Raw genomic sequence first — 24,432 nt, 5'->3', positions numbered from 1 at the left:
CACCGCCAGCCCGAAGGGAAAGCCAGCCAAGCCGCACATTGCGTCGTTGCCCTTCGCTTGTGTAGCCAAGCTACACGGCGCTCATGGCGCCTAGCACTGCACGGCCTGGATGGCTTTCGCGTGGGGGAATTGAAGAGGGACACGCCCTGGGGGCAGCCCCTAAAAACCCTGCCCGCCCCTTGCTGTCGCGCATGCCCTGCCGCAAAAAAACAAGCCCGCTGGAGCGGGCTTGCTGCTTGTGAAGCGTGCTTAGTTTTTGCTAGCGCCGGTTGCCGGTGCTGGCGCGGCCGGTGCCGCAGTCGCCGTGGCGGGTGGTGTGGCTGGCGTGGTTGCCGTTGCGGCCTCCTTGTCAGCGCTGCCACGGGCCTTGCGGTCTGCTGCCTGGGAGCTGCTGTGCTTTTTGCTGGATTTGGCTTCTGCCTTGGCAGCGGCTGCTGCGCTGTACTTCTTGCCGTTGACGGTCAGGCCCTCTTTGGAGAAGTTGACGGCACTCTTGTTGCCCACGCCGCCCACACGGCCGATGAAGTCGGCCCAGTCCTTGAAGGGCGCACTCTGGCGCTCCTGGAGGATGCGGCCCGACAGGCCGGGCCCGATGCCTTTGACGCCGTCCAGTTCGGCCTCGGTGGCGGTGTTCACGTCCACGGCGGCCCAGGTGGCGGTGGCGAGCAGCGTGGCAACCAGCAGGGTCAGCAATTTCTTCAGCATGGCAAGGGTCTTACAGCGTTGTGGATGAAGGCTTGGGTCAGAGTTCTTCGACCCGGCGTGCGGGGTAGCTGTCCCAGGTCTGGCAGCCGGGGCATTGCCAGAAATGCTGGCGCGCCTCGAAGCCACAGGCCGCGCAGCGGTAGCGGGTCAGGGGCTTGACGGCATGGTCCAGGGCACGTTGAACCTGGGGGTGGAATTCTTCGTGTTCCAGCTTTTCGGTGGCCAGCCATTTGGCAGCAGCGACCAGGGAGCGCTCCTTGTCCAGATGCTCCACATAACGCTGGCGGGCGGATGGGCGGGTGGCCTCGTCGGCGGCTTCCATGGCCACGATGCTTTCCAGCACATCCAGCGAAGGCGCTTGCGCATAGTGCGCCTGCAAAAGGGCATGCACTTCCTGGGTGCGGCCGGTAGCGGTGGCAGCCTCGACCATCAGCGGGGCGGCCAGGGGCAGCGCTGCGGGGTTGCGCTCGCCCAGCGCCTTGAGTGTGGACAGCACGGCAGCCGGCTGACCCATCAGGCGTTGCAGGCGCGCCAGTTCAATGCGCGCGCGCGCGGCCTCGGGAGCCGCGGCCACTGCCTGGTCCAGCAGGGCCTGAGCGCCCGGCAGGTCGCCTTGCGCGATGAACGCCAACGCCTGCTCGCACAGGTAGTGGGCTTGCCGGGTGCTGAAGTCGCCCTGATCGGCGTCGTGCATCTTGCGGGCAATGGTGGCGGCATGGGGCCAGTCGCGCGAACGTTCGTAGATGGCCAGCAGCGCCAGGCGGGCCTGGGCCTCGAATGGGGTGCCCTCCAGGCGCTGCAGCGCATCTTCGGCGCGGTCAAGCAGCCCGGCCTTCAGGAAGTCGAGGGCCAGCGCATGCTGGGCGCGCTCGCGGTCGGTGCGGGAGAGGTCGCCGCGCGAGAGCAGATGCTCATGCACGCGCACGGCGCGGTCGTACTCGCCCCGGCGGCGAAACAGGTTGCCCAAGGCGAAGTGCAGCTCGGAGGTGTCGGGGTCGTTCTGCACGGCCTCGATGAAGGCGTCGATGGCCTGGTCCTGCTGTTCGTTGAGCAGGAAGTTCAGGCCCTTGAAGTAGGCCTTGGGCGCGCGGCGGTTTTCGGCGCGCAGCTGGCGCAGGTCAAAACGCGACGCCAGCCAGCCCAGCACAAACGCCAGGGGCAGGCCCAGCAGTATCCAGCTCAGGTCAAATTCCATGGATAGAAGGCAGGTCAGGAGGTGGTGGGGGCGCTGCCGGGGTAACGCTGGCGGCGGGGGCCGTTACGGGTGTTGGTGCCACCACGACTGCTGCCTGGGCGCGGCGTGCAGCGTTGCGGTGGCGCCACCAGCGCGGCACCATGCCCAAGGCCCCAACGACCAGACCTGCGGCAAATGCGGTCAGCACCACCAGCACCAGCGGCGCGCGCCATTGCGTGCCAAAGAAGAAATGCACGGTCGCATCCTGCTGGTTGTTCAGCGCGAAGGCGAAGAGCGTAAAAAAAATGGCTGCCTTGAGCAGCCACAGGAGGTATTTCATCGGTCTCCCCAGTGGTGGGGCGATTCTAAGAGCTTGGCGCAGGGGGCCTGTGGATGCCTTCTTTCAGGTCAATACAAGCCAAAACGGCAGCAGGCGCCAGTGAATCATGCGCTTGCTGCTATCAATTTGATATCAGTTGCCCAGGGTGCCTGTTGCGGGCGGTGCCTTTTCTTCCATTTCGGCCGTGCGTTTGTCGACGGCTTCGCGCAGGGCCTTGCCCGGCTTGAAATGGGGCACACGCTTTTCGGGAATGGCCACGGCCTCGCCGCTGCGTGGATTGCGGCCCATGCGGGGAGGGCGGTGGTTGACCGAGAAGCTGCCAAAGCCCCGGATCTCGATGCGGTGCCCGCGCACCAGGGCCTCGCCCACGGCGTCCAGAATGGTCTTGACGGCGTATTCGGCATCGCGGTGGGTGAGCTGGCCGAAACGGGCGGCCAGTTCTTCGACGAGGTCTGAGCGGGTCATGGAATCTTGGGACATAGGCAGTCTTGGCTGAAAAAAGAGCGGGCGCCGAGGCGCCCGCTGTCTGACCGTTTAACGGGTCAGCGCTTTACTTTTCCGAGTTGTCCAGCTTGGCGCGCAGCAGGGCGCCCAGGCTGGTCGTGCCGGCGCTTTCGCGGCTCGATTGCTGGCTCAGGTTGGCCATGGCGCCTTGTTCGTCAGCCATGTCCTTTTGCTTGATCGACAGCTGGATGTTGCGGGTCTTGCGATCCACGTTCACCACCACGGCCGTGACTTCGTCGCCTTCCTTGAGCACGTTGCGGGCATCTTCCACGCGGTCGCGGGAGATTTCCGAAGCGCGCAGGTAGCCCACGATGTCTTCGCCGAGGTCGATTTCAGCGCCACGGGCGTCCACGGTCTTGACCTTGCCGGTCACCGTCTGGCCCTTGTCGTTCACGGTCACGAAGGTCGTGAATGGGTCGCCGTCGAGCTGCTTGATGCCCAGCGAGATGCGTTCGCGGTCCACGTCCACGGCCAGCACGATCGCTTCCACTTCCTGGCCCTTCTTGTAGTTGCGAACAGCGGCTTCGCCGGGTTCGTTCCACGACAGGTCAGACAGGTGCACCAGGCCGTCGATGCCGGCAGCCAGGCCCACGAACACGCCGAAGTCGGTGATCGACTTGATCGGACCCTTGACGCGGTCGCCGCGCTTCGTGTCCTGTGCGAATTCTTGCCATGGGTTGGCCTTGCACTGCTTCATGCCCAGGCTGATACGGCGCTTGTCTTCGTCGATTTCCAGAACCATGACTTCGACTTCGTCGCCCAGCGAAACCAGCTTGGCGGGAGCGATGTTCTTGTTGGTCCAGTCCATTTCAGACACGTGCACCAGGCCTTCGATGCCGGGTTCGAGTTCCACGAATGCGCCGTAGTCGGCAATGTTCGTGATCTTGCCGAACAGGCGGGTGCCTTGGGGGTAGCGGCGGTTCACGCCCATCCATGGGTCGTCGCCCATTTGCTTCAGACCCAGCGAGACACGGTTCTTTTCGGTGTCGAACTTCAGGATCTTGGCAGTGATTTCCTGGCCAGCGGTCACCACTTCGGAGGGGTGACGCACGCGGCGCCATGCCATGTCGGTGATGTGCAGCAGGCCGTCGATGCCGCCCAGGTCCACGAACGCACCGTATTCGGTGATGTTCTTGACCACGCCTTGAACGATGGAGCCTTCCTTCAGGGTTTCCATCAGCTTGGCGCGCTCTTCGCCCATGGAGGCTTCCACCACAGCGCGGCGGCTCAGCACCACGTTGTTGCGCTTGCGGTCCAGCTTGATGACCTTGAATTCCATGGTCTTGTTTTCGTACGGCGTCAGATCCTTGATCGGACGGGTATCGATCAGCGAACCGGGCAGGAATGCGCGGATGCCGTTGACCAGAACGGTCAGACCGCCCTTGACCTTGCCGCTGGTCGTGCCAGTGACGAATTCGCCGGATTCCAGGGCCTTTTCCAGGCTCATCCAGGAAGCCAGACGCTTGGCGGTGTCGCGCGACAGGATGGTGTCGCCGTAGCCGTTTTCGATGGAGCCAATGGCCACCGACACGAAGTCACCCACTTGGACTTCGACTTCGCCCTTGTCGTTCTTGAACTCTTCCAGCGGCACGTAGGCTTCGGACTTGAGGCCAGCGTTCACCACCACGAAGTTGTGCTCAACGCGCACGACTTCAGCGGTGATGACTTCGCCTGGGCGCATTTCCGTGCGCTGCAAGGATTCTTCAAAAAGGGCGGCAAAAGATTCGGACATGTGTTTCCTTGCCACAAACAGGATTCCGGCAGCACCATTGCTACCGTTTTTATAGCTGCTTGCGGTGGTTTTTTGCGGTAGAACCGCGGGTTAGGTTATCGATCCACACAACCTGTGCGCTGACGCGCGATGGGGGCTGCGTGGGCCTGTGGCAAGGCCTTTCGGCACTGCCTGGAGCCCGAGGGCTCCACATTGTCAGCGCTGCACAGAAGCTGCGAAGGGCTGGCGCTCCTGCCACCAGGCCAAAACCTTTTCGACGGCTTGTTCAATCGTCAAATCGGAGTTGTCCAGGACCAGAGCGTCTTGCGCGGGCTTCAAGGGTGCAACGCTACGGGAACTGTCCCGGGCGTCGCGCGCCTCCAAATCTGCGCGAAGGTCTCCGATACTAGCCGAAAAACCCTTAGAAATCAACTGCTTATAACGGCGTTCTGCGCGGCAGGCGGCGCTGGCAGTGAGATACACCTTCAAGGGGGCCTCGGGGAAGATCACGGTGCCCATGTCGCGGCCATCGGCCACCAGCCCCGGCAGGCGCTGGAAGCTGTGTTGCAGGTCCACCAGCGCCGTGCGCACGGCAGGCAGAGCGGACACACGGGACGCGTTCATACCGGCTTCTTCGGTGCGGATGGCCTCGGTCACGTCGTCGCTGCCCAGCCACACCTTGCCGCCCTCAAACCGCACCGGCAGAGTTTGGGCCAGGGTGGCGATACGAGCTTCGTGGTCCGCATCGATGGCGAAACCCGCCCGCAGCGCGGCGAGGGCGGTGATGCGGTACATCGCGCCGGAATCCAAAAAGCGATAGCCCAGCCGTTGCGCCACCGCCGCCGCCACCGTGCCCTTGCCCGAGGCTGTCGGGCCGTCAATACAGATCACCGGGATGTGAGAGGTTTCGACCTGGGCGACCGAGAACAGCGCCTCGAAATAGTCCGGGAACGTCTTGGCTACGCACTTGGGGTCTTCGATGCGCACCGGCAGACGCGCCGGATTGAAGGCGGCCAGCGAGAAGCACATGGCCACGCGGTGGTCGTCGTAGGTGTGGATGCTGGCGGCTTTCCAGTCAGCGGACTGGGCGGGAGGCGTCACGCGGATGTAGTCCGCACCTTCCTCCACCGTGGCGCCGAGCTTGCGCAGCTCGGTGGCCATGGCGGCGATGCGGTCGGTTTCCTTCACGCGCCAGCTGGCGATGTTGGTCAGCGTGGTCGTGCCCTCGGCATACAGGGCCATCACGGCCAGCGTCATGGCCGCATCAGGGATGTGGTTGCAGTCCAGGTCAATGGCCTTGAGGGGCCAGGCGCCGCGTTCGATCTGCAGCCAGTTGGGGCCCCCGGTGATCACCGCGCCCATGGCCCGGGCCGCTTCGACAAAGCGAATATCGCCCTGGATCGAGTCGAGGCCCACGCCTTGTATCTTGATGCCGGATTTGGTATCTTTTTGGCCAGTAGCGCTAGTCGCTATTGCTCCAAGCGCTATGAAATAGCTAGCGGATGAGGCGTCTGCCTCCACATGAATACTGCCGGGCGACTGGTAGCGGCTACCCGCCGCGATGGTGAAGCGCTGCCAGTTCTGGTGCTCGACCACGATGCCAAACCGCGCCAGCAACTGCAGCGTGATGGCGATGTAGGGTTTGGAGATCAGCTCGCCCACCACCTCGATCACGATGGCCTGCGTGCCAGCCGCCAGCGGCAGCGCCATGAGCAGGGCAGTGAGGAATTGGCTGGACACGTCGCCACGTACGCGGATGGGCGCTGCCAGCGCAAGCGGGGGCACGCCCTGGCCGTGGGCGATCCTGAGTGGTGGGTAGCCGTCGTTGCCCAGGTAGTCGATCTGGCAGCCTAGCTGGCGCAGGGCATCAATCAGGTCGCCAATCGGGCGCTCGTGCATGCGCGGCACGCCCGACAGTTCGAACTCGCCGCCCAGCAGCGCCAGCGCCGCCGTGAGCGGGCGCATGGCGGTACCCGCATTGCCCAGGAACAGCTTGGCGGGAGACTGGGGCAGGCGGCCACCCAGGCCGGTGATGCGCACCGTGCTGCCCGCTTCATCCACCGTGCACCCGATCTGGCGCAGGGCGTCCAGCATCACGCGCGTGTCGTCGGACGCCAGCAGGTCGTGCACGGTGGTGGTGCCGTTGCTCAGCGCTGCCAGCAGCAGCACGCGGTTGGAGATGCTCTTGGAGCCTGGCAGGTGGACTTCACCCGCAGCAGCTTGCAAAGGGGGAAGATCGAGGAATGCGGTGCTGTACATCGTTGTGTTGTGTCCAATTGCGGCTCAAAGAGCGTTCGTGCGGCCGGCAGCCTGCACAACTGGCGTGCCCCAACACCAGTGCACCCGTGGAGCTGGCTTCGCCAGGCCACCGGGTGCGTCCCCCTTGGGGGAAGGCGCCGAAGGCGACTCAGGGGGTCATTTCCGCTTCGCGCCCATGCGCCAATGCGCACGGGTTTCGCTGGCCAAGGTCAGCATGTCTTCAAGCGCCTGGGCATTGCCTTTTTCCATGGCCTGCTCGATGTTGCGCAGGGCCTGCTGGAATAGCTTGGACTGGGCAATCAGCTCGTCCCGGTTGGACAGCAGGATGTCGCGCCACACCTTGGGGTCGCTGGCGGCAATGCGGGTGAAGTCGCGGAATCCGGGGCCTGCGAGGGACAGAAAGTCGTCACCGTGCGTCTGGCCCGTGATGCTGTTCATCATTGCAAACGCGAGCAAATGGGGCAGGTGGCTGACGGCGGCAAAGGCCGCGTCATGCGATTCGGGCGACATGCTGGTCACGCGGCAGCCCAGCGCAGTCCAGATCTTTTCGGCGTCCTGCAGCTGGGCCGTCAGGGTGCGCTCGGTGGGAGTCAGGATCACCTGGCGCCCGCTGTACAGGTCGGCTTCGGCGTGTTCCACGCCTGACACTTCCCGCCCGGTGATGGGGTGTGCGGGCACGAAGGAGCCCACCTGGTCCCGCAGCGAACGCTGTGCGGCCTGCACCACATCGGACTTGGTCGATCCCACGTCCATGATGAGCATCTGGGGGGTGACAAGGTGCTTGATGGCCTTGAGGGTGGCCTCGGTGGCTGCCACGGGGACTGCCACCAGCACAATGTCGGCGCCCGCCACGGCCAGCAGCGCGGAGGGGGCCTCGACGTCGATCACGCCCAGCTGGCGGGCGCGGTCGGTGGTGGAGGGCGACTTGCTGTAGCCCACCACGCGTTTGACCAACCCGGCCTTCTTCATGGCAAGGGCGAATGAGCCTCCCATGAGCCCACAGCCGATCAGTCCCAATTGTTCAAACATGGCGGCTGCTCCTCAGGATGACACGGGGTAGGTGCCCAGGACCTTGTAGAACGCGCACAGGCTGCGCAGTTCTTCCAGCGCCCGTGCCACGTGGGGCTGGGCGGGGTGGCCGTCGAGATCGATGTAGAAGTAGTACTCCCACTGGCCCGTGCGGGCAGGGCGCGACTCAAAGCGCGTCATGGACACACCGTGCGTTTTGAGCGGCACCAGCAGGTCGTGCACGGCGCCAGGCCGGTTGGGCACCGACACCACGAGGCTGGTGCAATCCTTGCCCGAAGGAGGCGGCGTCTGCAGCGTGTGTGGCAGGCAGATGATGGCGAAGCGGGTACGGTTGTAGGCGTCGTCCTGGATGGCATGGGAGACGATGTGCAAGCCGAACTGGGTGGCCGCACGCTCGCTGGAGAGGGCCGCCCAGGCCGGGTTGGTGGTGGCCAGTCGCGCGCCTTCCGCATTGCTGGACACCGGGCGGCGCTCGGCATGCGGCAGGTGCTTGGACAACCACGCCTGGCACTGCGCCAGTGCCTGCGGATGGGCCAGCACCACCTCGATGCCATCGAGCGAGTTGCTGGTGCGCAGCAGGTTGTGACGCACCAGCAGGCTGACCTCGCCCACCACATGCGTGGGGGTGTGCAGGAACAAGTCCAGAGAGCGGGTGACCACGCCCTCGGTGGAGTTCTCTACGCCCACCACGCCATATTGGGCACTGCCCGCCGCCGTGGCGTGGAACACCTCGTCGAAGTTGGCGCAGTACATCAGGTCGGCGGCACCGCCGAAGAATTCAATCGCGGCCTGCTCGCAGAACGTGCCCTCGGGGCCCAGCACGGCCACACGCTGGGGTGATTCGAGGGCCAGGCAGGCAGACATGATCTCGCGCCAGATCGCCGCCACGTGCGCACCCTTGAGCGGGCCCGGGTTGGCGTTGGTGATCTTGTCGATGACCTGCGCCACACGGTCGGGGCGGAAGAAGGGCGTGCCCTCACGTTTCTTGACTTCACCCACCTGTTCAGCCACCAGCGCCCTCTGGTTCAGCAGCGTGAGCAGTTGCTGGTCGATGCTGTCGATCTGCACGCGCAGGCTGGCGAGGTCGGGTGAGGCTTGCGGATTGTTCATGGACGGTGGGGTAGCGGTGCGTGCTCTGGGAGCCGTTTTCTGTTGCTGTCGTGTGGGGTGCGCGCTCAGGCGTGCTTTTGCTCAAATTCTCGCATGTAGTCCACCAGCGCCTGCACGCCCGCCAATGGCATGGCGTTGTAGATGCTGGCGCGCATGCCTCCCACGGACTTGTGGCCTTTGAGCTGCAGCAGCCCGCGCTCCTTGGCACCGGCCAGGAAGGCGTCGTTACGGCTTTCGTCACGCAGGAAGAACGGGACGTTCATGCGCGAGCGGCAGTTGGCCGCCACCTTGTTGACGTACAGCTGCGATTGGTCGATGGCGTTGTACAGCAGCGTGGCCTTGGCAATGTTGCGCTGCTCCATGGCGGCCACGCCAGTCAGGCTGCCTTCGGTCTGGCGCTTGAGCCACTGGAAGGTCAGCCCGGCGACGTAGATGCCCCAGGTGGGCGGCGTGTTGTACATGGACTGGTTGTCGGCCACGATTTTGTAGTCGAAGGCGCTGGGGCAGGCGGGTAGGGCATGGCCCAGCAGGTCGTCGCGCACGATCACCAGCGTGAGGCCTGCGGGCCCCAGGTTCTTTTGAGCGCCGCCAAAAGCCAAGCCCACACGGCTCCAGTCTACGGGCCGCGAGGCCACGTGCGAGGAGAAATCGATCACCAGCGGCGCATCGCTGCCCAGCGCCTTGAGGTCGGGCAGCTGCTGGAATTCGGTGCCGTGGATGGTTTCGTTGCTGCACAGGTGCAGGTAGCTCGCGCCCCGACTCACCGTCCACGAAGCTGGGTCCGGCACGGTGGTATAGCCCGTCTCTTCGCCCGTGGCGACGATGTTGACTTCGGACGCATATTTGCGCGCTTCCTTTTGCGACTTCTGGCTCCAGCTGCCGGTCACCACAAAATCGACCACGCCGGCACGCGACAGGTTGAGCGGAACGATGGCGTTTTCGGCCAAGCCACCACCTTGCATGAAGAGAATCTTGAAATGCGACGGCACGGCCAGCAGCTCGCGCAGGTCGGCTTCCGCCTTTTCGTAAATGGATAGAAACTCCTTGCCGCGGTGGCTCATTTCCATCACGCCCATGCCGCTGCCGTGCCAGTCCAGCATCTCGGCGGCGGCTTGTTCCAGGACTTCGGAGGGGATGGCGGCAGGGCCTGCGGAGAAGTTGTAAGGGCGTTTCATGAGATGAGCTAAAAATGCATCAGGCGCTTATTCAATAAGCGCCTGATGCTTCGCTTTTGATAGCGTTGGCAGGGCGACTTCACGCCCTGCGGTGGTCAGGCGTCGGGGGCTTCAGGTGCGGAGGAAGTGCCACCGTCCGGGCTTGCATCCCCATCAGCTTCTGCATCCGTCACATTGGCGTCGTTCTCAACAATGCGCTGCAAGCCACTGAGCTTGGAGCCTTCGTCCAGTGCGATCAACGTCACGCCCTGCGTGGCACGACCCAGTTCGCGGATCTCGCTCACGCGGGTGCGTACCAGCACGCCCTTGTCGGTGATCAGCATGATCTCGTCATCCGCGTGCACCAGCGTGGCGGCAACGACCTTGCCGTTGCGCTCGCTCTGCTGGATGGCGATCATGCCCTTGGTGCCACGGCCATGGCGGGTGTATTCAGTGATGCTGGTGCGCTTGCCATAGCCGTTTTCTGTAGCAGTCAACACACTCTGCGTTTCGTCTTCGGCGACCAGCATGGCGATCACGCTCTGACCGTCTTCCAGCATCATGCCGCGCACGCCACGCGCCGCACGGCCCAGTGGGCGCACATCGTTTTCGTCGAAGCGCACGGCCTTGCCACCGTCGCTGAACAACATCACGTCATGCTTGCCATCGGTGAGGGCGGCACCGATCAGGTAGTCGCCGTCATCCAGGTTCACGGCAATGATGCCGCCCTTGCGCGGGTTGCTGAACTCGTCCAGTGCCGTCTTCTTCACGGTGCCCATGCTGGTGGCCATGAACACGTAGCGGTCCGCAGGGAAGCTGCGCATGTCGCCGGTGAGCGGCAGTACCACGTTGATCTTTTCGCCGTCCTGCAGCGGGAACATGTTGACGATGGGGCGTCCACGCGAGCCGCGCGAGCCTGCCGGCACTTCCCACACCTTGAGCCAATAGAGGCGGCCACGGTTGGAGAAGCACAGGATGTAGTCGTGTGTGTTGGCGATGAAGAGCTGGTCGATCCAGTCGTCTTCCTTTGTCGCGGTCGCCTGCTTTCCGCGTCCGCCACGCTTTTGGGCACGGTATTCGGACAGGGGCTGGCTCTTGATGTAGCCGGTGTGGGACAGCGTCACCACCATGTCGGTGGGTGTGATCAGGTCTTCGGTGGAGAGATCCTGTGCGCTGTATTCAACGATGGAGCGACGTGCGCCCAGCTTGTGCTGGCCGAATTCCTGCTTGATGGAGGTGAGTTCGTCGCCGATGATGACCGACACGCGCTCAGGCTTGGCCAGGATGTCCAGCAGATCCTCGATGACCGCCATGACTTCCTTGTACTCGGCGACGATCTTGTCCTGCTCCAGGCCCGTGAGGCGTTGCAGGCGCATCTGCAGGATTTCCTGGGCCTGCGTTTCCGACAACCGGTACAGGCCGTCCTGGCCCATGCCGAATTCCTTTTCCAGGCCGTCGGGGCGATAGTCGTCGGCGTTGATCACACCACCGTCAGCACGCGTGCGTGTGAGCATCTCGCGCACCAGCTTGCTGTCCCACGGGCGGGCCATCAGCTCAGCCTTGGCCACAGGCGGTGTGGGCGCGTTGCGAATGATGGCGATGAAGTCGTCGATGTTGGCCAAGGCCACGGCCAAGCCTTCCAGCACATGGCCACGGTCGCGTGCCTTGCGCAGCTCGAACACCGTGCGGCGAGTCACCACTTCGCGGCGGTGCTGGAGGAAGACGCTGATCAGATCCTTCAGGTTGCACAGGCGGGGCTGGCCGTCAATCAGCGCCACCATGTTCATGCCGAACGTGTCCTGCAGCTGCGTCTGCTTGTACAGGTTGTTGAGCACCACCTCGGGCACTTCACCGCGCTTGAGTTCGATCACCAGGCGCATGCCGGATTTGTCCGATTCGTCCTGGATATGGCTGATGCCTTCGATCTTCTTTTCGTGCACCAGCTCGGCCATACGCTCCTGCAGCGTCTTCTTGTTGACCTGGTAGGGCAGCTCGTCCACGATGATCGCCTGGCGCTGGCCACGGTCGATGTCCTCAAAGTGGCACTTGGCACGCATCACCACCTTGCCGCGTCCAGTGCGGTAGCCATCCTTCACGCCGTTGATGCCGTAGATGATGCCGGCGGTGGGGAAGTCTGGGGCTGGGATGATTTCCATCAACTCATCGATGGTCGTCTCGGGATTGCGCAGCATGTGCAGGCACGCATCGACCACTTCGTTGAGGTTATGTGGCGGAATGTTGGTGGCCATACCCACCGCAATACCTGCCGATCCATTCACCAGCAAGTTGGGCAGCTTGCTGGGCAATACGAGCGGTTCTTTCTCGCTGCCGTCGTAGTTGGGGCCGAAATCGACAGTTTCCTTGTCGATATCTCCCAGCATTTCATGGGCGATTTTGGCCAGGCGGATTTCGGTGTATCGCATGGCCGCAGCGTTGTCGCCGTCCACGGATCCGAAATTACCTTGTCCATCCACCAGCATATGGCGCAAGGAGAAGTCCTGCGCCATACGCACAATGGTGTCGTACACCGCAGAGTCTCCGTGCGGGTGGTATTTACCGATCACGTCGCCCACGATACGAGCCGACTTTTTATAAGGCCGGTTCCAGTCGTTATTGAGCTCATGCATGGCGAAAAGAACGCGGCGGTGCACAGGCTTCAAGCCGTCACGCGCGTCGGGCAGTGCACGACCCACAATCACGCTCATCGCGTAATCGAGGTAACTGCGCCGCATCTCTTCTTCGAGGCTGATCGGCAGGGTTTCTTTGGCAAACTGGGTCATTGGGACGGCGGGGGCGGCAAAGGAGAGCCATTTTAGGCGTAAGACCGTGTAGCGACGGCGCAACATATCGAAGCAATTCAGGTTTTGTCCTACGGGCCCCGACCAGAGCGCGCAGCTTTTGCCCTGTTACGTATGGCACAATCGTTTGAACGCTTAGGGTGGTGGTCACCCCAGGCGTCCTGATTCGCAGCGCGGCTGCGGCTTTTTCCCCAAGAGGAGAACCATGAAGAAACTGAACAAAGTGGCGATGTTGTTTGCCTCTGCAGCGCTCGCAACCGCCGCTGGCGCACAAACCGTTGACAACTGGCGCGATGCTTCTGGCCAACTGGTCTGGAAGAACGGTACCAACGAATACTGCTGGCGCGATGCCAACTGGACGCCTGCTACGGCAGCTCCTGGCTGCGACGGCGCAATCGCTGCTCCCGCTCCTGCCGCTGCACCAGCTCCTGCTGCTGCTCCAGCACCCGCTGCCGCCCCTGCACCTGCTCCCGCACCAGCTCCTGCAGTCGCCACCAAGGTGACCTACGCTGCTGACGCCTTCTTCGACTTCGACAAGTCGGTGCTCAAGCCAGAAGGCAAGGCCAAGCTGGACGATCTGGTTTCCAAGGTCAAGGGCATCAATCTGGAAGTGATCATTGCTGTGGGTCACACTGACTCCGTCGGCTCTGATGCTTACAACCAGAAGCTGTCGGTGCGTCGTTCTGAAGCCGTGAAGGCTTACTTGGTGTCCAAGGGCATCGAAAAGAACCGCGTGTACACCGAAGGCAAGGGCGAAAAGCAACCCGTGGCTGACAACAAGACCGCCGAAGGCCGTGCGAAGAACCGTCGCGTGGAAATCGAAGTGGTTGGCACCCGCGCCGCTCAGTAATCTTCGGATTGCTTCACAAAAAAGCCCCGCTCGCGGGGCTTTTTTGCGTCCACGGCTTTTCGTGCTCTCCCTTCATGGACAATCAGCGACATGATCGAAACCGTCAACGCAGATCCGGCCGAATTGGCCAAGTTTTCCGAACTTGCCCACCGGTGGTGGGACCCCGACAGTGAATTTCGTCCCTTGCACCAGATCAACCCGCTGCGGCTTGACTGGATTCACGGCCTGAGCGCCTTGACCGGCAAACGCGTGCTGGATGTGGGTTGTGGCGGTGGCATTTTGGCCGACTCCATGGCGCGCAAGGGGGCAGATGTGCTGGGTATTGACCTGGCAACCAAGGCGTTGCGCGTGGCGCAGTTGCATGCTCTGGAGGCTGGAACCCAAAACGTGCAGTACCGTGAGATCAGCGCTGAAGCGATGGCCTTGGAGCAACCTGCTGGTTTTGATGTGGTGACCTGCATGGAAATGCTGGAGCATGTTCCGGATCCCGCCTCGGTGGTCCGCGCGTGCGCCACGTTGGTCAAACCCGGGGGCTGGGTCTTCTTCTCCACCATCAATCGCAACGCCAAGGCGTTTATTCTGGCCATTGTGGGCGCGGAATACGTGCTTAACATGCTGCCGCGCGGCACCCACGAATACGCCAAGATGATCCGCCCCAGCGAGCTTGCAGGGCATTGCCGCTGTGCGGGCTTGGATGTTCTGCACACCAAGGGCCTGGAATACAACCCCCTCACGCGTCGCTATTGGCTCAGCGCCAACACCAGCGTCAATTACTTGTTTGCCGCGCGTCGCCTGGGCTGATATGGCTACCGTTTTTCACGGCATTCGCGCAGTCCTTTTTGATTTGGATGGGACTCTGATCGACAGCGCACCAGACTTGGGGGCGGCCGCAGACAAAATGCGCACCGACCGAGGTCTGCCTTCGCTGCCCCCGGCCCGATATCGTCCCATGGCGGGAGCAGGGGCCCGTGGCATGCTGGCAGAAGCCTTTGGCATGGGGGCAGATCACCCAGACTTTGCCGTCATGCGCGAAGAGTTTTTCGTGAACTATGAAACTCGCATGACCGAGCAGACCACCATTTTTGAAGGTGTGCCTGAATTGGTTCGCCAGATTCTCGAACGTAACATGACGTGGGGTGTGGTCACCAACAAGGCTGCCCGCTTTACCGAACCCCTGACCCAGGCCATTCCGCTGTTTGCCACCGCTTCGGCAGTGGTCAGTGGCGACACCACGCCACACGCCAAGCCCCATCCCGCGCCCCTGCTGGAAGCGGCTGCGCGGTTGTGTGTGCCGCCGGAGCAGTGTATTTACGTGGGTGATGACGAGCGTGACATCGTGGCAGGTCTGGCGGCAGGCATGGGTACAGTGGCCGCCACCTACGGTTACTTGGGCGCAAAGACCGACCCTGCAGAGTGGGGCGCCCACGCTGCAATTAAATCTCCCAGCGAGCTCTTGCAATTGCTCGCGAACGCCTAAAATAAGAAGTCTAGGGGCTGTCCTGGTTTCGACGTGGGTTCGGGATCAGTGTGGTGCATGTCGAGCTTGAGTCACGCTCGTAAATCTCGATTTAACAAACTAACTGCAAACGACGAACGTTTCGCACTCGCTGCTTAATTGCCAGTGAGCCTTGCAACAGTTGGCCGATGGGCTGGGCAAGGGGGTTCTGAGCAATCAGTGCCTCCCGGCTGCAAGGATAATTACATGGGCTGGCTTCCATCCGGGTACCTTGGGTGGAGGCGAGAAAATAGGGTGCTGGCGGCCCATGTAGCGTGCGACTGCGCGACATGGGTAGCGAGATCCAAATCAGACCGCTAAACATGTAGATCTGCCTGACGAAGGCTTGCGGACGCGGGTTCAATTCCCGCCAGCTCCACCAAACATAAACCCCCAACCGGTAACGATTGGGGGTTTTTCTTTTCCCACTGATTTTGTACTGCTGCGCAAGGATAGTTGCTTCCGTTCGCCCTTACCGAACGATTCGATGCACCTTCTGGCTCTGAGGCGTAACGTCTTTGAACCATGTCCCTCAACGGCAATCCGCAGTGGCTGTGTATCCCCAGCTTCGCGTTGTAACCCCCTGAAAAAATCGGCTAACACGCTGCCGTTCGCGCAGTCAACCACCTGTCAACGTGCTTCGCCAACACAGCCCAAGAAACAAAATGAAATAAACCGAAACTGGCTCGAGACCACGTTCCAAGCCGCTGCGCGCACCATCAGGGTCATGTTCCATACCGTCTTTGAAAGGACAGCATCATGAAACCCTGGATCAAGAAAACGCTGATGGGCATTTTTGGTGCGTCCATCGCGGTGGGTGGGCTGACGGCCTGCTCCAGCGGGCACCACCAGCGCGGCCCGATGACTGCGGAAAAGATGGCGGAAGTGCGCGGCAAGATGGTGGACCGGGTGAGCAGCAAGCTGGATCTGAACGAGGCACAAAAGACCAAGCTCAATGCCTTGGCCGATCAACTGGAAGCCCAGCGCGCAGCGTTCGTCGGCAAGACGGCAGACCCCCGAGCCGAGGTGCAGGCCATTGTCGCGGGCGACAAGTTTGATCGGGCGCGGGCGCAGTCGCTGCTCGAAGACAAGACGCGTGCGGTGCAGGCCCACAGTCCCGCAGTGGTCAATGCGATGGCCGACTTCTATGACAGCCTGAACCCTGACCAGCAGCAAAAAGTGCGGGAGCTGATGCAGCGTCGCAAGGGCTGGATGGCCCGCGGGTGATGGGCGGGGAGCATTGCATGTCACCCACGCTGGAACCTATCCACCGCCTCGCCCAGGGCGTTCGTGTGCACGGGCCCGCGCTGCTGTCGGGCATGCCGGAGCCTCACGATGAGCTGATGTCGCTGGTCTGGGGGCCGCGCTTTGACCGCGAGCATGCGATGGGCCTGGTCGCTCGCCAGCCCTCGGTGGCGGCCCACACGCTGCCTGCCCTGCTAGCGGCTGCCGACCATTTTGATGCGCTCCATGCCGGTGCGCAGGGCCGTTTGCGGCGACTCATCGTGCGACACCGCGCATTGTGTGCGGCTGGCGCTTCTGTCGATACCGCCCTTGGGGAGCGCGCCTGACGGTGTGAGAATTGCTCATGCACCGCATATTGTTGATTGACGACGACGCGCAGTTGGGCGCTCCCCTGGCCACTTACTTCCAGCGTTTTGAACTGGAACTCGTCCATGCACTTCGGCCCAGCGATGGCTTGGCACAGCTGACGGCCGGCGGGTTTGACGCTGCCATCCTCGACGTGATGCTGCCCGAAATGGACGGGTTTGAGCTGTGCCGCACCATCCGCAAGCAGGGCGACCTGCCCATCGTGATGCTGACCGCGCGCGGCGAGGTGATGGACCGGGTGGTGGGGCTGGAGCTGGGGGCTGACGACTATCTGCCCAAGCCCTTCGAGCCACGTGAACTGGTGGCGCGCCTGCAGACGGTGTTACGCCGGCGCAGGGCGCCGGGGCAGGGCGTTGCCGTGGGCGCGCTGGAGTTCGAGGGCCTGTCCATCGACGCAGCGCGCCGCAGTGTGCAGCGCCATGGTGTGGTGGTGGAGCTGACTGGCACGGAGTTCGACCTGTTGCACCTGTTGGCGCGCGAACCCGGCAAGGTCTTCAGCCGCGACGACATCCTGAACCAGCTGCGTGGTCATGAGGCCGAGCTGTACACCCGCGCGGTGGACATCGTAGTGAGCCGGTTGCGCAAAAAGCTGGAGCCGCTGGACTGCATCAAGACATTGCGCAACGTGGGCTACTCCCTGGCTTTGCGCCGCGCTGCCCCATGAAGCAGATTTGTTCTCCCATTCACGACCCGAACTGCCCCTGGCACCGCCGGGCGCGCCACGCGGTAGGGCATTCGCTGCGCATTCGGCTGGTGCTGGTGTTCATGGCACTGGCCGTGACTGTGGCGGTCACGTTCATGGGCGGGGTGCAAAAGGCCGTGTCCGTAGGCTGGCGCGAGGCTGCGCGGCCGCTGCTGATGGACTATGTGGACCGCCTTGCCGCCGAGATTGGCAGCCCACCGAGCATTGAGCGCGCGCAGGCGATTGCCAATCGCCTGCCACTGACCTTGCGCATCGACGGGCCGCAGATCCACTGGGCATCGCACCCCGACCAGCAGAACCCCGACTGGGTGAGCGACAAGGTCCGCCAGGAAGACCGCTGGACCGGGGACGAGAACGGGCACAGCCTGCTGCGCCGCGCGACGGCAGATGGGCACCATATCGAGTTCGGCCTGAACGCGCTGTCCTGGGAGAAGCGCCCGCGCATTGCGTGGGGCACGCTGACCGTGCTGCTGCTGCTCACGGCGCTGGCCTATGTATATGTGCGGCATCTGTTGCGTCCGCTGGACGACATCCGCCAGGGCGCGCAGCGCTTTGGCAACGGCAACTTTGCCCAGCCCATACCGGTGCGGCATGCCCACCGGCCGGACGAGCTGGGCCAGCTGGCCGAGACCATCAACACCATGGGGGATGACATCCACCAGATGCTGGAGGCCAAGCGTGCACTGTTGTTGGCGATGAGCCATGAGCTGCGCAGCCCGCTCACGCGGGCCCGCCTGAACACGGAGCTGCTGCCCGAAACGGCCGATGTGCAACCGCAGCGCCTGGCGCTGATGCGCGACCTGGGTGAAATGGCGGGCCTCATCACCGACCTGCTGGAAAGCGAGCGCCTGGCGGGCCGCCATGCGGCGCTGCACCGCGAGCCCACTGATGTCACCGAACTGGCGCGCGAAGTGGTGGCCGACCTGTGCTCCCGCCATGCCGGGGCCGCTGATATTGCCTTGCACGTGGCGCCGGACTTGCCCTCGGTGCGGCTGGACCGGTCCCGCCTGCGGCTTTTGCTGCGCAACCTGCTGGACAACAGCCTGCGCCACAGTGAGTCGGGTGCCTTTCCCCCTGAGCTGCATTTGCGGCTGGCGGATGAGGGGAGGGTGCTAGAACTGGAGGTGCGTGACCATGGGCGCGGTGTGCCCCCCGAGCACCTGCCACACCTGGCCCAGGCGTTCTACCGCCCGGACACCGCACGCCAGCGCGCCACCGGTGGCGTCGGACTGGGTTTGTACCTGTGCCGGCTGGTGGCGCAGGCACACGACGGGCAATTGCAAATGCGCAATGCAGAGCCCGGCCTGTCGGTCACCGTGCGTTTGCCGGTGGTGGAATAGGTCGCGAGCCGGCGGCATAGACAGGTTGGCCTCTGCGCTGGCAGGTGGCGTCGCACCGACGCGGCCAGGCCAGCGCACAGGCCTGGTGCAATGGGGAAGTGGACATGCCAGCGGCCATGTCCGGCTTCTCAACGCAAATTGATGGCTTTTTTGCGCTGTGGCGCAGGTGTCTATTGCCCTGGTAGCTATCAAATCAGGAGTGATTCCTGGTGCCTTGGACCACCAGAGAACACACCATCCTCCCTGGCCCCGTTCTTGCTGAAGATCGGCACCCCCTCGCATGAGTCGGATTTTTCAGTGTTTACCCTGTATATACAGGTATGCTGAAGCTGTCATCATGGCTTCCGGTACGCAGGTGCGTTCCGGTGGGCAGGGCCAAGGTACTTTCTTCAAACAGGAGCAGATGATGACTCGATCGGTTGTGAAATGGACGTCGCTGGCAGCGGCTGCAGCATGCATGATGGCCCTGGCCGCACCGGCCCAGGCGCAGGACACCAAGATTGTGCTGGGCATGTCCGGCTGGACAGGTTTTGCACCGCTCACGCTGGCCGACAAGGCCGGCATCTTCAAGAAAAACGGCCTCGATGTGGAGATCAAGATGATCCCGCAGAAGGACCGCCACCTGGCCCTGGCCTCCAAGTCCATCCAGTGCGCCGCCACCACGGTCGAGACGCACGTCGCCTGGAACGCCAACGGCGTGCCCATCGTGCAGATCTTCCAGATGGACAAGTCCTACGGCGCCGACGGCATTGCGGTGCGCGGCGACATCAAGGGCTTTGCCGACCTCAAGGGCAAGACCATCGGTGTGGATGCGCCCGGCACCGCCCCGTACTTCGGCCTGGCCTGGATGCTGAGCAAGAACGGCATGAGCCTCAAGGACGTGAAGACCACCACGCTGTCGCCCCAAGCGGCCGCGCAGGCCTTCGTGGCCGGGCAAAACGATGCCGCCATGACGTACGAGCCCTATCTGTCTACCGTGCGCGACAACCCTGCGGCCGGCAAGATTTTGGCCACCACGCTCGACTACCCCATGGTGATGGACACCGTGGGCTGCGACCCCACCTGGCTCAAGGCCAACGGCAAGGCCGCACAGGCACTGGCCAACTCGTACTTCCAGGCGCTGGACATGATCAAGGCCGACCCGACCAAGTCCAACGAGATCATGGGCGCTGCGGTCAAGCAGACGGGCGAGCAGTTCGCCAAGTCGTCGTCCTTCCTGCGCTGGCAGGACAAGGCCGCCAACCAGAAGTTCTTCGCGGGCGAGCTGACCACGTTCATGAAGGACGCCACGGCCATCCTGCTGGAGGCCGGCATCATCCGCAAGGCGCCTGAAGACCTGGCCGTCACCTTCGACGCGAGCTTCATCAAGTAAATAGACGGAAGAAGAGCGCTCCATGTCCGCCGTGCAACCCCTGTCCGTTACCGAGCCAAAACCCGAGCAAAAAGCCGGACCACATGCCCCCGCGCGCCGGCGCTCGCTGGCCCCGCTGGAGCCTGTGAGCAGCCGATCCCGCTGGATGCTGGGGCTGGCCTTTTTCGCCCTTTTCGTGGCGGTGTGGGCGTTCTTCACATTGGGCGGCTTCGTGTCGCCCACCTTCCTGGCCAGCCCCGTCACCATGGTGAAGGAAGGCTGGCTGTTGTTCACCGAGTACGGCTTCATCAAAGACATCGGCATGACCATCTGGCGTGTGGTCGGCGGCTTCATCCTTGCCGCCATCATTGCCGTGCCGTTGGGCATTGCGATGGGCGCGTACAAGGGCATCGAGGCGTTCTTTGAGCCCTTCGTCTCGTTTTGCCGCTACCTGCCTGCGTCGGCCTTCATCCCGCTGTTGATCCTGTGGGCTGGGATTGGCGAGGCGCAGAAGATCCTGGTCATCTTCATCGGTTCGGTCTTCCAGATCACGCTGATGGTGGCCGTCACCGTGGGTGGTGCGCGGCGCGACCTGGTCGAGGCTGCCTACACCCTGGGCGCGGGCCACAAGGGCATCGTCACGCGCGTGCTCATCCCTGGCGCGGCGCCCGAGATCGCCGAGACTCTGCGCCTGGTGCTGGGCTGGGCCTGGACCTATGTGATCGTGGCCGAGCTGATCGGCTCGTCCAGCGGTATCGGCCACATGATCACCGACAGCCAGTCGCTGCTCAACACCGGTCAGATCATCTTCGGCATCATCATCATCGGCCTCATCGGGCTGGTGTCCGACTTCGCCTTCAAGGCGCTCAACCACCGTCTGTTTGCCTGGAGTTTTGTGCGATGAGCAGCGTATCCATCCAAGCCGTCTCGCGTGTCTTCGAGACTGCCAAAGGCCAGCGCACGCAGGCGCTGCAGCCGGTCGATTTCGAGGTGAAGGACAACGACTTCGTGACCATCCTGGGCCCCTCGGGCTGTGGCAAGTCCACGCTGCTGCGCATTGTGGCGGGGCTGGACCATGCCACCAGCGGCCGCGTGCTGCTGGATGGGGTGCCCGTCGAAGGCCCCGGCGCCGACCGCGGCATGGTGTTCCAGAGCTACACGCTGTTCCCCTGGCTCACCATCGAGCAGAACATCCGCTTTGGCCTGCGCGAACGCGGTATGCCCGAGTCACAGCAAAAGGAACGCGCTGCGTACTTCATCGCCAAGGTCGGCCTGCGCGGCTTTGAACAGCACTTTCCCAAGCAGCTGTCGGGCGGCATGCAGCAGCGCACCGCCATTGCGCGCGCACTGGCCAACGACCCCAAGATTTTGCTGATGGATGAGCCCTTCGGCGCGCTCGACAACCAGACCCGCGTGCTCATGCAAGAGCTGCTGCTGGGCATCTGGGAGGCCGAGCGCAAGACGGTGCTCTTCGTCACCCACGACATCGACGAAGCCATCTTCATGGCCAACCGCGTGGCCGTGTTCAGCGCCCGGCCCGGCCGCATCAAGACCGAGCTGGCGGTGGACCTGCCGCACCCGCGCCACTACACGATCAAAACGAGCCCCGAGTTCATGGACCTCAAGGCGCGCCTCACCGAAGAGATCCGCGCTGAATCCATGGCGGCGGACCTGCACTGATCTGAACCTGCACCAGCCCCGCATCCACACATGAGCGCCCGTCCTTCCCGCCGCACTGCAGTCACTGCCCCGCGCAGCGCCACGCCCGCCAAGGCGGTGGTCGCCGTGGCTGCACCCGCGCAAGCCATGGCGCTGTACGAGCAGGTCAAGGACCACATCTCGCGCAAGATCCAGGAAGGCATCTGGCGTGCGGGCGACCGCCTGCCATCCGAGAACGAGCTGGTCACCCAGTTCGGCATCTCGCGCATGACGGTGAACCGCGCGCTGCGCGAACTGGTGGAGCAGGGCCGCATCGTGCGCGTGGCGGGCGTGGGCAGTTTTGTGGCCGAGGACAAGCCCCAGTCCACGTTGTTGCAGATTGCAAACTTGGCCAGCGAAATCCGTCAGCGCGGGCACGACTACCGCTGTGACGTGCTCACGGTGGAACGCACCTCCGCCACGCTGGAGGTGGCCGCCGCGCTGGACCTGCGCACGGGCGAGTCGGTGTTCCACTCGCTGTGCATCCACCGCGAGGATGGCCTGCCCGTGCAACTGGAAGACCGCCACGTGAACCCGCGCCAGGTGCCCCAGTTCGTCGCGCAGGACTTCACACTGCTGCAACCCTCCGAATACCTGGTGCGCAACGTGCCCTTCGACCAGATCGAGCATGTGGTCGATGCCGTCATGCCCACCGCCGAGCAGGCCGCGCTGCTGGAGATGTCTCCGCAGGAGCCGTGCCTGCTGCTCACCCGCCGCACCTGGTCGCGCGGCGTGCCCATTACCGTGGTGCGCTGCCTGCACCCCGCCACCCGTTACCGCCTGGGCAGCCGCTTCCGCGCCGACGGCAATCCCGTCGCCGGTTGAATATGAAGCACCCCCTGAGTCGCTTCGCGCCTTCCCCCTCAAGGGGGACGACACCCTCGCTGCGGGGCGGCCCTTGCTCGGCGTCTCTCGCGGGTGCCCTGGCAGTTTCACCCGTAGCGGGATTGGCCAACAGGATTTGAAGAACGAATTAACGCTGTTATTTTTTGCTTGTACCTACTTGTATATACAGGATCAACGCCATGACACACAACGCTTCATCCCTCACCCTGCACCCCGGCCGCGTCACGCTGGCCGAGCTGCGCCGCATCCACGCGGGCCCTGTGCAACTGGTGCTCGATGCGTCGGCCCGCGCGGGTTTGCAGAAGTCCCTGGCCACGGTGCAGCGCATCGTCGATGAAGACCAGGTCGTCTATGGCATCAACACCGGCTTTGGCAAGCTCGCCAGCACCAAGATTGCGCACGAGCGCCTGGCCGAGCTGCAGCGCAATCTGGTGCTGTCGCACAGCGTGGGCACGGGCGATGCGCTGCCCGACGACGTGGTGCGCCTCATCCTCGCGACCAAGGCCGTGAGCCTGGCGCGCGGCCACTCGGGCGTGCGCCCCGAGCTGGTGGATGCGTTGCTGGCCTTGGCCAACGCCAACGTGCTGCCGGTGATTCCGGCCAAAGGCTCGGTGGGCGCGTCGGGCGACCTGGCGCCGCTGGCGCACATGGCTTGTGTGCTGATTGGTGAAGGCCAGGCCAAGGTGGACGGCAAGGTGGTGCCGGGGGCAGAGGCCATGCGCTCCATCGGTTTGCAGCCGTTTGTGCTAGGCCCCAAGGAAGGGCTCGCGCTGCTCAACGGCACGCAGGTGTCCACCGCACTTGCACTGGCCGGGCTGTTTGGCGCCGAGAGCGTCTTTGCCGCCGCGCTGGTTGCGGGCTGCCTGTCGCTCGAAGCCATCAAGGGCTCTGTCAAACCCTTTGATGCTCGCATCCACGAAGCGCGTGGCCAGGCCGGGCAGATCGCCGTGGCGGCCGCCGTGCGTGCGCTGCTCGACGGCAGCGCCATCGACCCTTCGCACCCGAACTGCGGCCGCGTGCAAGACCCGTACTCCATCCGCTGCGTGCCGCAGGTGATGGGCGCGTGCCTCGACAACCTGCACCACGCCGCGCGCGTGCTGACCATTGAGGCCAATGCGGCATCCGATAACCCCCTGGTGTTCGACAACGGCGACGTGATCTCTGGCGGCAACTTCCACGCCGAGCCCGTGGCCTTTGTGGCCGACATCATTGCGCTGGCCGTGGCCGAGATCGGTGCCATCTCTGAGCGTCGCCTGTCGCTGCTGCTGGACCCGGGCCTCTCGGGCCTGCCAGCATTTCTGATCCTCGACAGCGGCGTGAACTCGGGCTTCATGATTGCGCAGGTGACCGCCGCCGCGCTGGCGGCCGAGAACCAGTGCCTGGCCAACCCCAGCAGCGTGACCAGCCTGCCCACCTCGGCCAACCAGGAAGACCATGTCTCCATGGCCACCTACGGCGCGCGCCGCCTGGGCGACATGGTGCGCAATGCGGCGGTGATGGTCGGCATCGAGGCCATGGCCGCTGCGCAAGGCATGGAATTCGACCGCACCCTGAAATCCTCTCCGCTGATCGAAGCGCAATTCGCCGCCATCCGCGAGCGCGTGGCCTACCTGGAGCAGGACCGTTACCTCGCCCCCGACATCGAAGCCATGCGCGCATGGGCCCAGCAGTCCACCTGGCCTGCAGCACTCACGCAATGCCTGCCCAGCTTCGCCTGATTTTCTCTACGCATACCCCATTGATTCACAGGAGCC

22 protein-coding genes and 1 other RNA gene are annotated in these 24,432 nt (G+C 63.6%); 13 read left to right on the top strand and 10 right to left on the bottom strand.

What is annotated here, in order from left to right; genetic code table 11:
* Positions 1-249: 249 nt before the first annotated feature.
* From ACTJKQ_RS21315 to gyrA, 10 genes are all read right to left on the bottom strand, one after another.
* Positions 250-705: a ComEA family DNA-binding protein gene (locus ACTJKQ_RS21315; protein WP_440597990.1), complete on the bottom strand. Its 456-nt coding sequence runs from the start codon at positions 703-705 to the stop codon at positions 250-252.
* A 37-nt stretch (positions 706-742) separates the two neighbouring features.
* Positions 743-1,900: a lipopolysaccharide assembly protein LapB gene (gene lapB / locus ACTJKQ_RS21310; RefSeq protein ID WP_440597989.1), complete on the bottom strand. Its 1,158-nt coding sequence runs from the start codon at positions 1,898-1,900 to the stop codon at positions 743-745.
* Positions 1,890-2,219: a LapA family protein gene (locus tag ACTJKQ_RS21305; RefSeq protein ID WP_440597988.1), complete on the bottom strand. Its 330-nt coding sequence runs from the start codon at positions 2,217-2,219 to the stop codon at positions 1,890-1,892. Before ACTJKQ_RS21305 ends, lapB begins: the two co-directional genes overlap by 11 nt.
* Before the next feature lie 132 nt (positions 2,220-2,351).
* Positions 2,352-2,699, bottom strand: a complete 348-nt coding sequence (locus ACTJKQ_RS21300; RefSeq protein ID WP_192421921.1) for an integration host factor subunit beta — start codon at positions 2,697-2,699, stop codon at positions 2,352-2,354.
* A 70-nt stretch (positions 2,700-2,769) separates the two neighbouring features.
* The gene (gene rpsA, locus ACTJKQ_RS21295; RefSeq protein ID WP_056063647.1) at positions 2,770-4,455 is read right to left on the bottom strand and encodes a 30S ribosomal protein S1; all 1,686 of its coding nucleotides are present in this window, start codon (positions 4,453-4,455) and stop codon (positions 2,770-2,772) included.
* Positions 4,456-4,650: 195 nt separating this feature from the next.
* Complete coding sequence (locus ACTJKQ_RS21290; RefSeq protein ID WP_440597987.1) at positions 4,651-6,693, bottom strand: bifunctional 3-phosphoshikimate 1-carboxyvinyltransferase/cytidylate kinase; 2,043 nt, start codon at positions 6,691-6,693, stop codon at positions 4,651-4,653.
* Between the two features lie 156 nt (positions 6,694-6,849).
* Positions 6,850-7,722 carry a prephenate dehydrogenase gene (locus ACTJKQ_RS21285; RefSeq protein WP_015014432.1) on the bottom strand — a complete coding sequence of 291 codons (873 nt, stop codon included), beginning with the start codon at positions 7,720-7,722 and terminating at the stop codon, positions 6,850-6,852.
* Between the two features lie 12 nt (positions 7,723-7,734).
* Entirely contained in the window at positions 7,735-8,832 is a 1,098-nt protein-coding gene (pheA, locus tag ACTJKQ_RS21280; protein ID WP_056063641.1) for a prephenate dehydratase, read from the bottom strand.
* Between the two features lie 65 nt (positions 8,833-8,897).
* A complete protein-coding gene (gene serC, locus ACTJKQ_RS21275; protein WP_440597986.1) occupies positions 8,898-10,007 on the bottom strand; it encodes a 3-phosphoserine/phosphohydroxythreonine transaminase in 1,110 nt (369 codons plus the stop codon).
* 95 nt (positions 10,008-10,102) lie between these two features.
* Complete coding sequence (gene gyrA, locus ACTJKQ_RS21270; protein WP_056063635.1) at positions 10,103-12,766, bottom strand: DNA gyrase subunit A; 2,664 nt, start codon at positions 12,764-12,766, stop codon at positions 10,103-10,105.
* Positions 12,767-12,989: 223 nt separating this feature from the next.
* Between gyrA and ompA the strand changes: the two genes are divergently transcribed.
* From ompA to hutH, 13 genes are all read left to right on the top strand, one after another.
* Positions 12,990-13,634, top strand: a complete 645-nt coding sequence (ompA, locus tag ACTJKQ_RS21265) for an outer membrane protein OmpA (protein ID WP_015014428.1) — start codon at positions 12,990-12,992, stop codon at positions 13,632-13,634.
* Positions 13,635-13,724: 90 nt separating this feature from the next.
* The gene (ubiG, locus tag ACTJKQ_RS21260) at positions 13,725-14,435 is read left to right on the top strand and encodes a bifunctional 2-polyprenyl-6-hydroxyphenol methylase/3-demethylubiquinol 3-O-methyltransferase UbiG (protein WP_440597985.1); all 711 of its coding nucleotides are present in this window, start codon (positions 13,725-13,727) and stop codon (positions 14,433-14,435) included.
* 1 nt (position 14,436) lies between these two features.
* Positions 14,437-15,111, top strand: a complete 675-nt coding sequence (locus ACTJKQ_RS21255; RefSeq protein WP_440598000.1) for an HAD family hydrolase — start codon at positions 14,437-14,439, stop codon at positions 15,109-15,111.
* Positions 15,112-15,124: 13 nt separating this feature from the next.
* Positions 15,125-15,511, top strand: a transfer-messenger RNA (tmRNA) gene (gene ssrA / locus ACTJKQ_RS21250).
* 377 nt (positions 15,512-15,888) lie between these two features.
* Positions 15,889-16,356: a Spy/CpxP family protein refolding chaperone gene (locus ACTJKQ_RS21245; protein WP_440597984.1), complete on the top strand. Its 468-nt coding sequence runs from the start codon at positions 15,889-15,891 to the stop codon at positions 16,354-16,356.
* 17 nt (positions 16,357-16,373) lie between these two features.
* The gene (locus ACTJKQ_RS21240) at positions 16,374-16,700 is read left to right on the top strand and encodes a hypothetical protein (protein WP_056065068.1); all 327 of its coding nucleotides are present in this window, start codon (positions 16,374-16,376) and stop codon (positions 16,698-16,700) included.
* Between the two features lie 17 nt (positions 16,701-16,717).
* Positions 16,718-17,404 carry a response regulator transcription factor gene (locus ACTJKQ_RS21235; protein ID WP_056063622.1) on the top strand — a complete coding sequence of 229 codons (687 nt, stop codon included), beginning with the start codon at positions 16,718-16,720 and terminating at the stop codon, positions 17,402-17,404.
* Complete coding sequence (locus ACTJKQ_RS21230; protein WP_440597983.1) at positions 17,401-18,783, top strand: sensor histidine kinase; 1,383 nt, start codon at positions 17,401-17,403, stop codon at positions 18,781-18,783. The genes ACTJKQ_RS21235 and ACTJKQ_RS21230 overlap by 4 nt, the downstream gene beginning before the upstream one ends.
* Before the next feature lie 406 nt (positions 18,784-19,189).
* Positions 19,190-20,155, top strand: coding sequence for an ABC transporter substrate-binding protein (locus ACTJKQ_RS21225; protein ID WP_440597982.1), 966 nt, complete (start codon positions 19,190-19,192; stop codon positions 20,153-20,155).
* Between the two features lie 22 nt (positions 20,156-20,177).
* Positions 20,178-21,038: an ABC transporter permease gene (locus ACTJKQ_RS21220; RefSeq protein WP_056746321.1), complete on the top strand. Its 861-nt coding sequence runs from the start codon at positions 20,178-20,180 to the stop codon at positions 21,036-21,038.
* Positions 21,035-21,814 carry an ABC transporter ATP-binding protein gene (locus ACTJKQ_RS21215; protein ID WP_116750048.1) on the top strand — a complete coding sequence of 260 codons (780 nt, stop codon included), beginning with the start codon at positions 21,035-21,037 and terminating at the stop codon, positions 21,812-21,814. The genes ACTJKQ_RS21220 and ACTJKQ_RS21215 overlap by 4 nt, the downstream gene beginning before the upstream one ends.
* Before the next feature lie 30 nt (positions 21,815-21,844).
* Entirely contained in the window at positions 21,845-22,657 is an 813-nt protein-coding gene (gene hutC, locus ACTJKQ_RS21210) for a histidine utilization repressor (RefSeq protein ID WP_116750047.1), read from the top strand.
* A 200-nt stretch (positions 22,658-22,857) separates the two neighbouring features.
* Positions 22,858-24,396, top strand: coding sequence for a histidine ammonia-lyase (hutH, locus tag ACTJKQ_RS21205; RefSeq protein ID WP_436075045.1), 1,539 nt, complete (start codon positions 22,858-22,860; stop codon positions 24,394-24,396).
* Positions 24,397-24,432 lie beyond the last annotated feature (36 nt).

This window comes from Acidovorax sp. 22279, assembly GCF_052045435.1.
Lineage (GTDB): Bacteria > Pseudomonadota > Gammaproteobacteria > Burkholderiales > Burkholderiaceae_C > Acidovorax > Acidovorax delafieldii.
The sequence above is the reverse complement of the archived record's forward strand: the minus strand, read 5'-3'. Positions and strand labels throughout refer to the sequence as shown.